Source organism: Enterococcus sp. DIV0756, from assembly GCF_051710745.1.
GTDB lineage: Bacteria > Bacillota > Bacilli > Lactobacillales > Enterococcaceae > Enterococcus_A.
In genome coordinates this window covers 3,216,996-3,232,745 of record NZ_JBIOLF010000001.1, presented here as the reverse complement: position 1 = coordinate 3,232,745, position 15,750 = coordinate 3,216,996, and the positions used below count along the sequence as shown (strand labels likewise).

The following is a 15,750-nucleotide window of genomic DNA, read 5'->3' as shown; positions in this document are numbered from 1 at the left end:
CGTTTCTTCTATTTTCCCGTTGAAGCGGGGATTATCACAGAATGAACTACGCGTGAGAATCAAATAAACAAGGAGGTTCCCTATGATACAACTAATCAAAAGAACAAATACGAAAGAACGACTGCTGGTATTGGCGAGTGTCCTATTTATCCTCGGACAAGTATGGATGGATTTAAAGGTACCAGATTATATGTCACAAATTACGACGCTGCTTCAAACTCCGAATACTGCTGTCAATGAAATTTTAAAACCCGGCGGCTGGATGGTCTTATTATCTTTAATGAGCTTTGTTTTTTCCTCTATCGTCGGTTTATTTGCTGCCAAAATTGCAGCGAGTTTAACTTGCCGCGTACGCCAAGACATGTTTGGCAAGGTAATGGATTATTCCACGCATGAGATTCAACAATTCTCGATTCCTAGCTTGACCACACGGACGACGAATGACTTAACCCAGATTCAACAGGTGGTCGCAATGGGCTTGCAATTGCTGATCAAGGGGCCAATTACAGCAGTTTGGGCAGTCTTGAAAATTGCCGGCAAGAACTGGCAGTGGACGACCACTACTGGAGTAGCAGTCTTGGTATTATTGATCATGTTGTCAGTCATACTGGTACTCGTGCAACCAAAATTCTTAAAAATACAGAAATTAACAGATAAGGTAAACAGTATCACACGGGAAAACTTAACCGGACTGCGAGTCGTGCGTGCCTACAATGCGGAAGACTATCAGGAAGAAAAGTTTGACGAGGTGAATCAGGAGCTAACTTCGACGAATTTGTTTGCTGGTCGGGTAATGGCCTTGATGAGTCCGAGTATGAGCTTGATTTCTAGCGGATTGACGCTGGCAGTTTATTGGATTGGCGCGTACATGATCCAACAGGCCGCGGGTATGACGAAACTCACCTTGTTCAGTGATATGATCGTGTTTTCATCTTATGCGATGCAGGTGGTCATGAGTTTTGTGTTGATGTCGATGATCTTTATGATCCTGCCGCGGGCGACGGTTTCGGCCAAACGGATCAATGAGGTGTTAGATAAAGAATCCTCTGTTGAATTTCCAGATGAAGGAGAGAAAGTACATTCCAGTATCAAAGGGACTGTTGAATTTGATCATGTCACCTTCCGATACCCGGATGCTTCTGAGCCAGTGGTCCATGACATCAACTTTAAAGCAGAACAGGGAGATACGGTGGCATTCATCGGCTCAACAGGAAGTGGGAAAAGCACGATTTTGAATTTGATTCCACGTTTTTATGAAACGAGTGAGGGCACGATCTCAATTGATGGGCAACCAATCAACACGTATAGTCATGTAGATCTAAATGAGATTGTCGGCTACATTCCGCAAAAGCCAGTATTGTTTAGCGGAACAATCCAATCAAATCTGGACTTTGGGACCAGCAGCAATGCTCCGTTGAATGAGGAAAAAATGGAGGAAGCACTGTCGATTGCGCAGGCGAAGGATTTTGTGAATAAAAAGGAAGACAAACTGAAGAGTCACGTTGCACAAAACGGGAGTAATTTTTCAGGAGGGCAAAAACAGCGGTTGGCAATTGCGCGAGTGATCGCCCGTAAACCAGAAATCTTACTATTCGATGATTCCTTTTCGGCACTGGATTATAAGACGGATAAAAAATTACGGGCAGTCTTAAAGGAAAAGCTGGCAGATACCACCAAATTAATTGTAGCGCAACGCATCAGTACCATCATGGATGCCGACCAAATCATCGTTTTAGATGAAGGTCATATCGTTGGGCAGGGGACCCACGAGGAATTACTAGAATCAAATGCAATTTATCAAGAGATTGCGTATTCTCAGTTGTCGAAGGAGGAATTAGCACATGGATAATACTTTAGAAAATGTTCACACACAGGCGAAGGAACATCCATTGAGAGACAATGTTCTTAAAGCCTTGAACCAGTACAAATGGCCGTTGCTTATAGCGATCGTGTTTGCCACGATCGGCAGCCTCACTCAAATCATTGGTCCCAACCGTTTAAGTGAAATTACGGATTTGATTACCCAAGGCTTGAGCGGTTCGATCAATCTCACACGAATCAGTCAGCTTGCTTTTGGCTTGGTCATTTTATATGGGATCGGGTCGATCCTTTCCTACTTCCAAGGATTTATTGTAGCGACTGTTACGCAACGTTTTTCTAAACAACTGCGGCGTCAGATCTCAGAAAAAATCAACGCAGTTCCATTGAATTATTTTGATTCCCATAGTCAAGGCGATACCTTGAGTCGGGTGACCAATGACTTGGATACAGTCAGTCAATCGCTAAATCAAAGCTTAAGCACCTTATTCCCATCGATCACCTTGTTTATCGGTTGTTTAGTCATGATGTTTCGCACGAATTTGCTGTTAGCGATCACTTCGGTTGTTGCTGTTTTATTGGGCTTTGTACTGATGGCGGTTATCATGGCAAAATCGCAGGTCCATTTTAATCAGCAACAACAAAAATTGGCTAAAATCAGCGGCTTTGCTGAAGAAGCTTATTCAGGGCAGCAGGTGATTAGTGCTTACAGTGCTAAACAAGACATGAAAGATGAATTTAAAGAAATGAACCAAGATTTTTACGGTAGTGTGTGGAAGGCGCAGTTTCTTTCCGGAATCATGCAGCCGTTGATGGGCTTTATTGGAAATTTCGGCTATGTAGCGGTCTGTGTTGTGGGTGCTGTATTAGCTTTGAGAGGGGATATTACGTTAGGAGTTATTGTGGCCTTTACGGTTTATATTCGTTTGTTTTCACAACCTTTGTCTCAGTTAGCTCAGGCTTTTTCGAGTCTGCAGTCAGCAGGGGCGGCCATGAACCGGGTATTTGAATTTCTTGCTGAAGACGAATTAGCCGATGAGTCAGAAAAGAGCACGCATTTACGTAGTGCGGAAGGAAATGTTCGTTTTGAAAATGTCAGCTTTGGTTATGACAAAGATCAGACGATCATCCATAATTTTAGTGTGGATGCTAAAGCGGGGCAGAAAATCGCCATCGTTGGTCCAACCGGTGCTGGGAAAACCACGATTGTTAATCTGCTGATGCGTTTTTATGAGACGAATCGTGGAGTAATCAAGATCGATGGGGTCTCTACGAAAGATATGACTAGAGAAGAAGTGCATGATCAATTTTGTATGGTGCTGCAAGATACATGGATGTTTGAAGGAACGATCAAAGAAAACTTGATTTACAATCAACAGCATGTTGCTGATGAAACAGTTATTGATGCCTGTAAGGCAGTCGGAATCGATCATTTTATTTGGACACTTCCAAAAGGTTATGACACGTATTTAGATGATAGTGTCAGTTTGTCAGTAGGACAAAAACAGTTAATGACAATTGCCCGAGCCCTCATCAAAGATGCACCGATGTTGATTCTAGATGAAGCGACTAGTTCTGTTGATACACGAACAGAAGAATTGATTCAAGCAGCGATGGATAAATTGATGAATAACCGAACCTCCTTTGTGATTGCCCATCGCTTATCAACGATTCGCAATGCGGATCTAATTCTTGTGATGAAGGAAGGCAATATTATTGAGCAAGGGAATCATGACGAATTAATGGCACAAGCAGGCTTCTATGCTGATTTGTATAATAGTCAATTTGAGAAGGAACAATTAATTTAATAAGAAAAACGATTAAAATCTTTTGATTTTAGTCGTTTTTTTGCGCTCTGATTGTCGCGACTGTCATCGAGAAAATGACGAGCCATTCACATGAATAAAATTTCATGTTATTTTATCTTGACACTTCTGGGAGTGGATGATAAAGTATCGTTGTCAAATCGTAACAATTACGTTTTGCGACGTGCGAACTGTAATGTTCATAACGAAAATTTAGTGAGGTGGGGAGAAAATGATCTGATGATACATTTGGACATTTTTTAAAAAATCAATAGTAGAAGATGTACGTGTTTTTTTAAGAATAAAGGTCATGAGTTATTGACTAGAAAGAGGTTCGAAATGAAAAAGAAATTAGGAATCATCCTACTGAGTTTATTTGCTTTAGTCGGATTGGCTGCCTGCAAGGGGAATGACCAAGCGGAATCGAAAAGCAAAGAAAAACAACTGAAAATTGTCACAACCTTCTATCCGATGTATGATTTTACGAAAAATATAGTCGGCAATGCAGGGGATGTTTCTTTATTGATACCTGCTGGAACGGAGCCGCATGATTACGAACCGTCTGCTAAAGACATAGCGAAGATTACAGAAGCAGATGTGTTTGTTTATCACAATGAGAACATGGAAACTTGGGTACCAGATGCGGTCGACTCTTGGAAAAAAGGATCACCAAATGTCATTAAGGGGACAAAGGGTATGCTGTTACTTCCAGGCGGCGAGGAGGAGCATGACCACAGTCATGATCACGGGCATCACCATGAGTTAGATCCTCACACGTGGTTATCCCCACATCGAGCGATCCAGGAAGTTACTTCAATCAAAGATCAGTTAGTCAAACGCTACCCTGAGAAAAAAGCAACATTTGAAGCGAATGCAAAACGCTATTTAGCCGAGTTAGAAACGTTAGATAAAAACTATTCGGAGGCATTCAAAGAAGCGAAACAGAAGAATTTTGTCACGCAACATACAGCTTTCAGTTATTTAGCTTTAGACTATGGCTTGAATCAAGTCGGGATTTCAGGAATCAATCCAGATCAGGAACCGGATCCTTCCCGTATTGCCGAGTTGAAACACTATGTTGAGGACAATGAGATTCCCTATATTTATTTCGAGAATAATAACCAAGGAAAGGCTGCGCAAACATTGGCTGATGAGACGAAGGTTCAATTGGAGGTGCTAAATCCGCTAGAAAGTCTAACTAAAAAGCAGATGGATGCAGGTGAAAATTATCTATCAGTTATGCGGGAGAATTTGCAGGCTTTAAAGAAAACCACAAGTGTTGCCGGTAAAGAAATAAAAGCTGAGAAGGACACACCTACAGAGCAAACCATCTACAATGGCTACTTCAAGGATACGCAAGTAAAAGATCGAAAATTATCAGATTATGCTGGTGATTGGCAGTCCGTTTATCCTCTGTTAACAAAAGGAACGTTGGATCAGGTTTTTGATTACAAGGCGAAACTGAAGAAAGACAAAACGGCTGAGCAATACAAAGAATACTATGAAAAAGGCTACAAAACAGATGTTGATGAAATTAAAATCACGGATAATCAAATTGATTTCATCGTTAACGGGAAGCATCATAAATACACCTATAAATACGCCGGATATAAGATTTTGACCTACAAAAAAGGCAATCGTGGAGTCCGGTTTACTTTTGAAACAGAAGATCCTAATGCTGGTAACTACAAATATGTTCAATTCAGCGATCATGCAATCGCGCCAGAAAAAGCGGGGCATTTCCACATCTATTTTGGCGGCAAGAGTCAGGAAGCTCTGTACGAAGAATTGGATAATTGGCCAACCTACTATCCAGTACAAATGACTGCCCATGACATTGCTCAAGAGATGCTAGCACATTAAACGGAGGGGAAAACAATGGAGAAGACTGATTTATCTAGTGCCTATCGGCGATTAAAGAGTCCGAATATCAAGACCCGCAAACGCGCGTTGAAACTCATTAAACAAGCAAAACGAAAATAGCAAAAAGAATCTACCCTCTGGCAATAAAGAGAGTAGATTCTTTTTTATTTCTTGTTTTTAATGCGGTAAGTAATTCTCATAAATAAATGATGGCAGTGAAGAAAGGCTCTTTACAAAAGGTGTTTGGCTTAACTATCAGTTGACAACGATATGTTCTCTCTCTATTATAGATAAATAATCTCTCTAATAGAAAGAAGGAGCATAATGAGGTTTACTAAAGCAGCGAATATGGGACTTCATGTCATGGGTTATTTTGCCCAAAATGATCAATCTGATAGTAACTTGAGTATTCATGATTTGGCGGACAAATTTGAGGTTTCCCCTTCTTATTTATCAAAAATTTTGACTCAATTAGCTAAGGCAAATTTGATTTCATCGGTTTCAGGCGTAAAGGGCGGCTATCGATTAAAAATGAGCCCTGCAGAGATTTCTTTTCTGGATGTTATTCATGCGATCGATGGTTTTCCTGATGAGATCAGCTGTTTGGCGAACAATCAGCATAGTTGTCCAATCAGTCAAATCATCAATGAGGGTGAAGATAAGATGTGGGCACATTTTGCTTCAGTAAAGCTCAGTCAGTTGTCTACACTTTAAATGAGGTTAAGTACTTCATTTAGATTAATTAGCGATATAAACTATCTTTAATATAAAAATAGAAAAAGGATGATCAAAATGTCACACCATACGCATGAACATCACAATTTAGACAATGCAGAGAGTTTCAAACGAATGGTCGCAGTTTTAGACGGGAAAGAGCGCAAGCAGCAATTATCAGCTGAAGCGATCATCAGCTATTTGCCAGAGTTGAAGGGGAAAACGATTTTTGATGGCGGCGCGGGGACTGGTTATTTAACCTTACCGCTGGCTAAGGAAGCAGAGAAAGTAATCGCTTTTGATCAATCGCAAAAAATGCTGGATTTGATTCAAGAACGAGCAGCGCAGGAGCAGCTGACAACTATCACCAGTATGAGCGGGGATATTAAAGCAATCGATTTGCCGGACAGTTCCGTCGATGTTGCGATCGTTTCGGTGATGATCCATGAAGTCCATCCATTTGAAGATGCATTGAAGGAATTGGCGCGCATTGTTAAGCCGGATGGGCAATTTGTGATTCTAGAATTTGAATCAGAAACCACTCATGCCAATGGCGGGCATCGCATCCCGTCATCGGTCATGAAGGCAAGTTTGGAAAAGCTGCAATTACCGATTATTCAACAACTAATCCCAGCAGAAGGAATGTATTTATTCGTTGTAGGAAAAAATAAGCAAAAAGCTGTTCCAGGCTCGAATTACGGTCTTGGAACAGCTTTTGTCAATTAAAAATCAAAGACATCAGGATCAGGACCGCTACGCAACGCTTCATTCAGATTGCTCAAACGCGCCATTTCTGCGGGTGCTAATTCAAAATCAAAGATATCCGCATTGCTTTGCATCCGTTGTTCATGCACGGATTTCACTACCAGCAAGATATCTTGCTGGATATCCCAACGTAAAACGATCTGTGCCGGCGTTTTTTGATGCTTTTCAGCGGTCTCTTTAACGACAGGCTCAGTAAGAATCTTTCCCTGCATCAAAGGAGACCAAGCTTGGACTTTGATTTCATGCTCTTCGCAAAAATCTCGAAGGGCTTGTTGTGTTAATTTCGGGTGTAATTCAACTTGATTAACTACAGGAACGACTTTTGCAAAGGATAACAGGTCTTCTAGGTGGTGGATCTCAAAATTGCTGACACCGATGGCTTTAATCTTTCCAGCTGCATATAAATCTTCCAGAGCCTTCCAAGCTTCTTTATAGGCATTCTTGCCTGGCCAATGGATTAAGTAGAGATCAAGGTAATCCAAAGCTAATCGTTCCAGTGTTTCTTCAAAGGCATTGATCGTTTCGTCATAAGTTAAATGATTGTTCCAAACTTTGGATGTGATAAATAACTCTTCGCGGCTTAGGCCAGTTGCGGCTAAGCCTTCTTTGATTCCAATCCCCGTTCCCACTTCGTTTCCATAAATTTGAGCGGTATCAATCAGGCGATAGCCATTGATGATCCCTTTTTTCACGACTTCGGCAGTATCTTCATCAGGAATTTGAAAGACACCTAAGCCTAATCCGGGAATCTCGGTTCCATTGTTAAATCGTACGTAATCTGTTAATGAATGAATCATGTAAAAGCCTCCTAGCTAGTTTTCTGATGTTAGTATAGGCAGTTTGCTTATCTTTGTATAGTACGTACTTTAAAGTACTATAGTTACTAATTCGTAACTTTTGTACAGGACTGGGCTGAATAGGACTAAAAAAATTTTTTGCGACAATCAGAGTATCCATTATCCTATGTTAATGACAGGGCTTTTGGGCTTCGCTACAATAGATGAAAAGAAGCAAAGAAGGAGCAGGCGATGACAAACATTGAGCAAAGTATCAGCAGCTTAGTAAAGCGCTATGCCAAGGTAACGATCAAGGAAGAGGTCCTTGAACAATTAATACATTTAGGTGTTTTTGTGGAATTTTCGCTAGGCGATCTGATTGTTGCGGCGGGCGATGAGGAAAATAAGCTCTATTTATTAGTGGATGGTCTGGTTCGCAAGTATTACTTGGATTATCAAGGAAATGATTTGACGCATCAGTTTTTAGAAAAGGGACAGGTTTTCAGCACACAACATGTCGTGTTTAGCGGACGCGTTATGTGTAATTTCGAAGCAATCGAACCGTGCCGGCTAATCCGTTTTGATTATGAACGGGTTCAAAAGTTAATGCTGGAGGAGGCGTCATTGACACAAGTCTATATTGGAATTCTTGAGGAGACCCTGCGCATTAAATTAGTGCGAGAGACCGCTTTGTTGACGGAAAGTGCAACGGAACGCTATGTGGCATTGAAGCGAGAGATTCCAGACATCGATCAACGGGTCAGTCATGCTCATATTGCCTCTTATGTTGGCGTGACACCTGTCTCCTTGAGTCGGATTCGGCGGACATTAAGAGAGGAAAATTAAATGAAGAGGAGCAGAAACATGCTAGTAGGGATCTTGGTGGCATTGATTATTGTCATAGTAATTGTTGTGGCAGTAATTCGTCAGAAGGATTTTGTGATTGAAGATGCCCCTAAAGTAACAGTCACAAGTCCGGCTTTTAAAATCAATGGGACGATTCCCATCGAATACACTGGAAACGGTGAGGATATCTCTCCCGAATTACGATTGTCTAAGTTAGACGATGAAGCTGTTTCCTTAGCGGTAATCATGGATGACATCGATCATCCTCTTGCTGGGGTTTATAATCATTGGCTGATTTGGAATCTACCGATAAATCAAGTGATTCCGGCGAAGATACCCTCTGGGGAGCAAATAGCTGAGCTAGGTAACGCAGTCCAAGGAACAGGCTATGGTAAGCACCGTTATCGCGGACCAAAGCCGCCATTTGGCAGTCATCGTTACAAATACCATGTGTTTGTTTTAAATAAAAAACTGGATTTATCCGCGGACACTAAGAAAGCTGAGCTGTTAACTGCGATGAAGGGTCATATCCTGCAATATGGCTATTTAGTCGGAGAATATCCAGGGAAATAAGCAGGCGAATTGTACTAACGAAGCGATAACAGGTAAGATGAAGACAGCAAATAAATTAATGGAGGAGAGGTAGCAAGATTGACTAAAACAATTCGTTTAAAGGTTCCTCAATGGCAAGGGGGAAACAATCCGACTTACTCGCTGGGAGCAGATTTGCTGTCGTTTTTAGTCCCTAAAAATTTAGAACATAAAGAAATCGAAGTCCCTATTCCTAAGTATGATGAGCCCTTGTTACAAGAAAATGGCGTAACGGCACAAAGTATTGTTGCTAAGAATGTGGATCAGACGGCGCGGATTATTCAAGAGGAAAATCCAGATAAGATCATTACTTTAGGTGGTGATTGTCTGGTTTCGCAAGCGCCCTTTGATTATTTGCATGGTAAATACGGGGAGCAGCTAGGGATCATCTGGCTCGACGCGCATCCAGATATTTCGACACCGGATATTTTCTGCAATGAGCACGCGATGGTCCTAGGAAATTTGTTGAAGGACGGCGATCCTGTACTAGCGGAGAAGGTCCAGCACCCATTTGCGGCAAAAGATGTTTTGTATGTCGGACTTCAAACCCCTACTCTGGATGAAAAAGTGGTTCTGGAAAGGTTAGGATTGGAATACCAAGTTCAAGATCAAGTACGACTTTCACCCAAAGAAATAAAAGCTTGGTTAAGAAAGCATCAGTTTACCAAAGTAGTGGTTCATTTTGACCTAGATGTATTAGATCCTAATGTGTTTCGAATGTTGTATTTTTCAGAACCAGGGGTGGTGGAGTATTCTGCCGAAGCTGGCAAGATGTCTCTTTTAGAAGTGAAGGAGACGATGCAAGCCATCGCTGAACAAAGTGAGATTGTTGGTTTGACCATCGCGGAGCTATTGCCATGGGATGTTGAGAATTTGAAAAATCTTTTGTATGATTTTGAGAGTTTCCGTTAAAGAAAAGACAGAAAGAGGACTCTCTTTCTGTCTTATTTTTGATTCATCTGCAGGGTTATTAAGGTGGTTAAAGTATCGCCATAATAGTCCTCGCCGGATAGTCCATCGTTGATGACCCAAGCTTGCGAATTCACTAAGTTTCCATAAGCTTCTTTTTGATTTGCGGCGTATAAAATAGGGGCTGAGAAGTTTTTAGACTGACTGGATGATAATGATTTTCCTGAGAGTGTGTAGCCTTCGGTGATCGTGTTTTTCTCTAAAAAGAAATTCATCATCTTACTTAAAACTTGATTGACGTCTTTGTCATTCGAGCTAGCAAGGCGCCAAGGAATCCGGCAGGCATTGGCTCCGTAGTTGCCATCATTCGCTCCAGCCACCTGATCTTTTTTCGCAGAGGTAACCTTATTATTTTTTACCCAAGCAAAGTCTGGGATTAAGCCCGTTTTATGTTGTTTGCTTAGTGTTTCCAATACGTTTACTGAACTGATCTTAAGTGTTTTCCAGAAATCATCGCCACTGAATGAGGCAAAGGCATCAAAATAGCTGGGAATGATGTCTGATGGTCGAATTAGTGAGTAAGCTTCAGAGTCCTTTGTTGCCCAATCGCCCACCGTCAACAGTTTGTTCGTTGCATTGTAATTTCTGGCTTTAATCCCCGCCAACAGCTTTTTCGCGGCACCTTGATAATTTGACTGACTATCTGGCCATTGTTTGCTGGCTTCGATCAAAGCATAGGCAATATCGAGATCGCCATCGGTGGCATTGGTCGATTCTATAGCTACTTGTTTATCGTCTTCGAATTTTTGCCGCCAACTCATCAGCGGATTATCCTTACTGATTCGAAAGTTCTGGTAATAGCGATACAGATCATTGAACTCTTTCTCGGAGGCCCAGCCGCGTTTGGCAGCTTCCATCGTAATAAGCATGCCGTAGCCATGACCTTCAGACAACGAGATGTCTGCTTTTTTCTTGGGATTTGTTTTAATGAACGTTCCTTCATTATTTTCTTTTAAATAAGTTGAACGCCATTGATTATAGGCTGTTTTTTCTAATTTTGTTTGGTTGTCATTGATATTGAAAAGCACTGCGGCAATATAGCCTATGAAAATCAAAAACAGCAGTGACCACATAATTGCGGGACGTTTACGCATAAATTTGCCTCCTAATTGTCAAAACGTTGTGTTTTGTACCATTTGCTGCTGTCACGTCGAAACAGTTTGTCTCCGATGTAAGAGAAGAATGCGACGATCGAAATACCTATGAACAATAAAGAATAGGTGAAGTAGGATGCAATGGCATAAAAGAAATTTGCGGTGGTTGCTTGACCAAATTGACTAGACAGCGCTAGTTGGATTTGTAGCAGGTAAATTGCAAACATCAATGCCCAGTTCACTAGTAAAAGGGCCCCAATTTGGCGATTGCTGCCGCCAAAAGTGAATATTGCATCGATCGAAGGAAACCAAACGTGCAGAATCATTGCAATCAAATTAGCAATAAACATAATGTTGGATAAGATAATCGCACTTGTAAACCAGAAAAACGTATTGAAATAATAAATACTTTGCAAACGAATGCGCCAGTTGGAACTTCCGAAGATATCCCTGAGATTATGAATAATGACTTCGTAGTTTCCTTTTGCCCAACGTTTTCGCTGACGATAATAAACGGATAGCGTTTCTGGTTCTTGTTGAAATGCCTCAGCGCGAGAAGCTAACGCGATTAGTTTGCCGCGCTTCATGATCTTAAAGCTTAGGGCAGTATCTTCAGTCAACGCACCGTTGTCCCATCCGCCCATTTCCCGAATCATCGCTGTTTGGATAATAAAATTGGTACCAGGAATTTGTCCAATTTTAAACAGTTGCCATAAGCCAGTATGGATGATTCGTTGGCTGGTGACGATTTCTAAATTTATACAGCGCGTTAAGAAGTTGCGTTTATAATTTCTTGTTTTGTTTCTGCCGAAGACTGCGCCGTAGCGCTCAGGATCTTCTAGTGCTTTTTCAACTAGAAAATGCAGGGCATTTTGTTCAGGCATCGCATCTGCATCATAAACACATAGATATTCGCCGTGGGCAATTTTTAACGAATCGTTTAGAACGCCCGCTTTCCCTCCGGTTCCTCTGCGATCGATCACCTTAGTCAAATAGTACCCAGTGTATTCTGGCTGTTGAAAAATTGTATGCACGCGTTCATAAGTGTCATCGTCACAATTATCTGCAAAAATGAGAATTTCCATTTTTTCTCGTGGGTAGTTCATACTCAGAATGGCTTTCACCGTATCCTGAATGACGATTTCTTCATTATGGGCGGGAACAACGATTGTGATAAGCGGATAGGTGCTGAGCGGGTCCAATTGATTTTTAGGCGGTCGAATATTTTTTAATAAAAAATACACTGCGCCAAATAAGATGACTAGAGTAATGAGCAGCGAGAACCAGATTGAGATGATGCCAAACATTAATAAAATTGTACTCATTAGTAATCGCGCCTCCTAAAGTAACGCCAAATTCGATCTTTGATGATCAATAAGCAGAGAAATAAAACGATTGCTGCGACAAAAAATAGTCCAGTGACGATCTTACTCGCTTCAAAAAAATAAATGAGCAGTTGATCCATAAGTATCTCCCTCCTTATAAAATGTATTCATCGGTTAGATCAGCCTCGGAGCGTCGCTGAACACGGCTGATTAATTGTTCTGCAGTCATCTCTGTGGAACCTTCAATGACGATCTCCCCAAAACGAATCACCGTGTTTTGTGTACGTTCAAAATTCTTAAATGGAAACAATGAAAACTGGGTTTTGGTAATTTTATTCAGTTTTTGGATAAACTCTAGACTGTTGCCGGAATGGTAACTAGGAGACATCACAACAAAGGTACCATTTCCTAAATAGAACTGGTCTTCCTCGGGTAAACGAATATCCTCCAATTCTTGTGCCAATGCCCGCAATAATTCATCCGTTGCTTGGTCATTTTGATACTTTAATTGTTCAATGTAATCGACGGTATAAAAGGATACGACCAGACCGCGCTCAATCTTGGCATACAAATTCATTGCACACTTAAATTTTTCAAAACGTGCTTCGAATTCCTCCCTGTTGTATAAGCCAGTCGTCTCATCCAAAGTAGTCAGATACTGCCGCATTCTTGGTCGAAACGTATTCATCCGTTGGTTAAATAGTACGCTGCTTTTAACAATCAAACCTAAAACAGCAAAGATAGGAATAACCACAATGAGGTAAATTTTTTCCAATCTAGGCATGATGATAGGGGTGTAATACAGCAGGAAGGTTCCTGTAGACATTACCAGCATGGAAAAGACAGCAACTGTAATGGTATTGCCCAAAAAGCCAACAAGCAAGCCGAAAAAGGCTAATAGGGAAATGCTTAAGACAGGGACAAACCCAAAGCGGTCATCTAAAATCAAATTTTGAATGAGAAAGACCGCTGCAAGAATGATCGTCATCCATTCGATTCGAATTCGTTGTAAATATTTCATCTTAGTGTTCTCCTTAATGACTAAAATCTTCTGGACGATCGGCTAAATGAAAATAGTGAGCGATTGCTTCGACAATTCGTTGACTGGCTTGTCCATCCCCGTAAGGATTGCTGGCTTTTGCCATTTTTTCATAAGCGGCTGAATCCTCAAATAATTCTTTGATGGACGCGAATACTTTCTGAGTGTCTGTCCCAACTAATTTGAGTGTGCCTGCCGCAACACCTTCTGGACGCTCTGTTTGATCACGCAGAACTAAGACAGGAACTCCTAAAGATGGCGCCTCTTCTTGCACACCGCCTGAATCAGTTAAAATCAAATAGCTTTGTTTGGCATAGTTGTGAAAATCAACAACATCTAATGCTTCAATCAAAGAAATATTTGCTTCTCCACCTAATATCTCTTTTAAGACACTTCGAATTGCTGGATTTTTGTGCATCGGAAAGATAAATTGCGTATCTGGGTACTCCTTAGCAGCCTTAAGAATCGCCTTAAAAACGGAATACAACGGTTCACCTAGATTCTCGCGGCGGTGCATGGTGACTAAAACGATCCGTTTGCGTCCTTTTGAAATCTCAGCAGGAATTTCGTACGTATCATCCAGCGTATTCTTCATCGCGTCAATGGCAGTGTTTCCAGTGACATAGATATACTGATCAGGATGATTCTCTTTGATTAAATTCTCTTTACTTGTTAGCGTTGGGGCGAAATAGAGATCGGTTAAGTCATCAGTCAATTGTCGGTTCATTTCCTCTGGAAAAGGGGAATATTTGTCCCATGTACGTAAGCCAGCTTCGACATGTCCAATTGGTATCTGCTGATAAAAAGCACTCAGAGCGGCTGAAAAAGTGGTTGTTGTATCTCCATGAACCAATAAAATATCCGGTTGCTCTTTTTGTAGAATAGTCGTCAATTTTTCAATGACACGTCTGGTTATGTCACTTAATGTCTGACCCTGATGCATGATATTCAGATCATAGTCAGGAATAATGGCAAAGGACTGTAAGACCTGATCAAGCATTTCACGATGTTGGCCAGTAACGACTACTTTTGCGTCAAAACGTTCATCGGCTGCTAACTGTTTGGCTAGAGGCGCCATTTTTATCGCTTCGGGACGCGTGCCAAAGACTAAAAAGACTTTTTTTCTCATAATAATCCTCCTTAAATACGTTGATAATTTATGAATGAATTGACTAGACCAAATTAAAAATAATAGTAAATTCAAGGACATTCAATCAATGATTTAATTTATTTCTACTTAATAATCAGTATAGGAAAGGTTTTTCATTTTGTCTTATAAAAGGCTTTTGTATTCTCATAATTCAATAAAAAAATGAGAAAATGAATAGTTAAAAGGAGAAAAGCAGATTTTGTAAGGCGTACTGAAAAGTTTAGAAACTAAAAGACAAGAAGGATCATCACTTCTTGTCTTTTAGTTAGCGAAAAATGTGCCGATCGTTTAGTAATAAAAGGACTGAAAGGCCTAAAAAGATTAAACTAAAAAGAATGGTTCGTTGATTGAAATAGGTGACCAGAAAACCATTCAGCAAGGCGCCTAAAACAAAACTGCTTAAAATAATGAGTGTATCTCGAAAGGCGATCCGTTTTGCTGCGTCATGCTGGAGGAACCCTTCAAAAAAATTCGTAGAAAGATTTCGTAAATTCCCTGTCATCATCAAGGAGGTGAAGGGTTTGCCCTTCAGCCTTTGAAATTCTTGCAATTGGGTTGCCGCAGCGATAGATAATAGCGCATTGACGACCAAGTTTGGCAGTTGAGGAGAGAAAATACCTACGATTAAAAGTAAGCTGATTTCAAAAGTCAAAAACCACAGCTGTTGATTTTTATGAATTTTGGTTTGTAGATAACGAGCCAATAATGCCCCCAGCGCAAACGCTAAAATGGGGATTAAGTAGTGAATCAAGGCACGCCAATGACCTTGTCCCAAATGTACGCCTAATAAAATAAAATTCCCTGTTTGCAATCCCGCGAAGACTTCGCCGTGTACCAAATAGGTATAAGCATCCAAGCCGCCAGCAGTTGCTGCTAAGGCCATGCCAAATTCCAATCGTTCATGAATTTTTTCTTCCATTTTTCCAGCACCTCTTTTTCTTCAAAAGCAGTGTACGCCAAATATAGCAATACGACAAAAGATGTGTCTCTTTGCT

Annotated in this window: 16 protein-coding genes; 9 read left to right on the top strand and 7 right to left on the bottom strand. The window is 40.9% G+C overall.

The window, feature by feature from the left end:
• Positions 1 to 82: 82 nt before the first annotated feature.
• The 6 genes from IGI44_RS15575 to IGI44_RS15550 all read left to right on the top strand — a co-directional run bounded on the left by IGI44_RS15575 (position 83) and on the right by IGI44_RS15550 (position 6,926).
• A complete protein-coding gene (locus IGI44_RS15575; protein WP_438788687.1) occupies positions 83 to 1,849 on the top strand; it encodes an ABC transporter ATP-binding protein in 1,767 nt (588 codons plus the stop codon).
• Complete coding sequence (locus IGI44_RS15570) at positions 1,842 to 3,626, top strand: ABC transporter ATP-binding protein (RefSeq protein WP_438788686.1); 1,785 nt, start codon at positions 1,842 to 1,844, stop codon at positions 3,624 to 3,626. Before IGI44_RS15575 ends, IGI44_RS15570 begins: the two co-directional genes overlap by 8 nt.
• A gap of 336 nt (positions 3,627 to 3,962) precedes the next feature.
• Positions 3,963 to 5,486 carry a metal ABC transporter solute-binding protein, Zn/Mn family gene (locus tag IGI44_RS15565; RefSeq protein ID WP_438788685.1) on the top strand — a complete coding sequence of 508 codons (1,524 nt, stop codon included), beginning with the start codon at positions 3,963 to 3,965 and terminating at the stop codon, positions 5,484 to 5,486.
• Positions 5,487 to 5,501: 15 nt separating this feature from the next.
• Entirely contained in the window at positions 5,502 to 5,606 is a 105-nt protein-coding gene (locus IGI44_RS15560; RefSeq protein WP_438788684.1) for a putative metal homeostasis protein, read from the top strand.
• A 204-nt stretch (positions 5,607 to 5,810) separates the two neighbouring features.
• Entirely contained in the window at positions 5,811 to 6,200 is a 390-nt protein-coding gene (locus IGI44_RS15555) for an Rrf2 family transcriptional regulator (protein WP_438788682.1), read from the top strand.
• A 78-nt stretch (positions 6,201 to 6,278) separates the two neighbouring features.
• Positions 6,279 to 6,926, top strand: a complete 648-nt coding sequence (locus IGI44_RS15550; protein WP_438788681.1) for a class I SAM-dependent methyltransferase — start codon at positions 6,279 to 6,281, stop codon at positions 6,924 to 6,926.
• Here IGI44_RS15550 and IGI44_RS15545 read toward each other — a convergent pair.
• Positions 6,923 to 7,762, bottom strand: a complete 840-nt coding sequence (locus IGI44_RS15545) for an aldo/keto reductase (protein WP_438788680.1) — start codon at positions 7,760 to 7,762, stop codon at positions 6,923 to 6,925. The genes IGI44_RS15550 and IGI44_RS15545 overlap by 4 nt on opposite strands.
• 231 nt (positions 7,763 to 7,993) lie before the next feature.
• Here IGI44_RS15545 and IGI44_RS15540 point away from each other — a divergent pair, with 231 nt between their 5' ends.
• The 3 genes from IGI44_RS15540 (at position 7,994) to IGI44_RS15530 (ending at position 10,090) form a co-directional block, all read left to right on the top strand.
• Positions 7,994 to 8,587, top strand: a complete 594-nt coding sequence (locus tag IGI44_RS15540; protein ID WP_438788678.1) for a Crp/Fnr family transcriptional regulator — start codon at positions 7,994 to 7,996, stop codon at positions 8,585 to 8,587.
• Between the two features lie 18 nt (positions 8,588 to 8,605).
• Positions 8,606 to 9,160 carry a YbhB/YbcL family Raf kinase inhibitor-like protein gene (locus IGI44_RS15535; protein WP_438788677.1) on the top strand — a complete coding sequence of 185 codons (555 nt, stop codon included), beginning with the start codon at positions 8,606 to 8,608 and terminating at the stop codon, positions 9,158 to 9,160.
• Between the two features lie 78 nt (positions 9,161 to 9,238).
• Positions 9,239 to 10,090: an arginase family protein gene (locus tag IGI44_RS15530; RefSeq protein ID WP_438788676.1), complete on the top strand. Its 852-nt coding sequence runs from the start codon at positions 9,239 to 9,241 to the stop codon at positions 10,088 to 10,090.
• A 32-nt stretch (positions 10,091 to 10,122) separates the two neighbouring features.
• Here the strand turns inward: IGI44_RS15530 and IGI44_RS15525 are convergent, their stop codons facing one another.
• The 6 genes from IGI44_RS15525 to IGI44_RS15500 form a co-directional block, all read right to left on the bottom strand.
• Positions 10,123 to 11,241, bottom strand: a complete 1,119-nt coding sequence (locus IGI44_RS15525) for a glycosyl hydrolase family 8 (protein WP_438788675.1) — start codon at positions 11,239 to 11,241, stop codon at positions 10,123 to 10,125.
• An 11-nt stretch (positions 11,242 to 11,252) separates the two neighbouring features.
• Positions 11,253 to 12,566: a glycosyltransferase family 2 protein gene (locus IGI44_RS15520; RefSeq protein WP_438788674.1), complete on the bottom strand. Its 1,314-nt coding sequence runs from the start codon at positions 12,564 to 12,566 to the stop codon at positions 11,253 to 11,255.
• A complete protein-coding gene (locus tag IGI44_RS15515; protein WP_438788672.1) occupies positions 12,566 to 12,706 on the bottom strand; it encodes a hypothetical protein in 141 nt (46 codons plus the stop codon). Before IGI44_RS15515 ends, IGI44_RS15520 begins: the two co-directional genes overlap by 1 nt.
• Positions 12,707 to 12,720: 14 nt before the next feature.
• The gene (locus IGI44_RS15510; protein ID WP_438788671.1) at positions 12,721 to 13,587 is read right to left on the bottom strand and encodes a GGDEF domain-containing protein; all 867 of its coding nucleotides are present in this window, start codon (positions 13,585 to 13,587) and stop codon (positions 12,721 to 12,723) included.
• Between the two features lie 13 nt (positions 13,588 to 13,600).
• Positions 13,601 to 14,734 carry a non-hydrolyzing UDP-N-acetylglucosamine 2-epimerase gene (wecB, locus tag IGI44_RS15505; protein WP_438788670.1) on the bottom strand — a complete coding sequence of 378 codons (1,134 nt, stop codon included), beginning with the start codon at positions 14,732 to 14,734 and terminating at the stop codon, positions 13,601 to 13,603.
• A 286-nt stretch (positions 14,735 to 15,020) separates the two neighbouring features.
• Positions 15,021 to 15,674 (bottom strand): YoaK family protein, encoded by a 654-nt coding sequence (locus IGI44_RS15500; RefSeq protein ID WP_438788669.1) that lies wholly within the window; start codon positions 15,672 to 15,674, stop codon positions 15,021 to 15,023.
• Between the last annotated feature and the right edge of the window lie 76 nt (positions 15,675 to 15,750).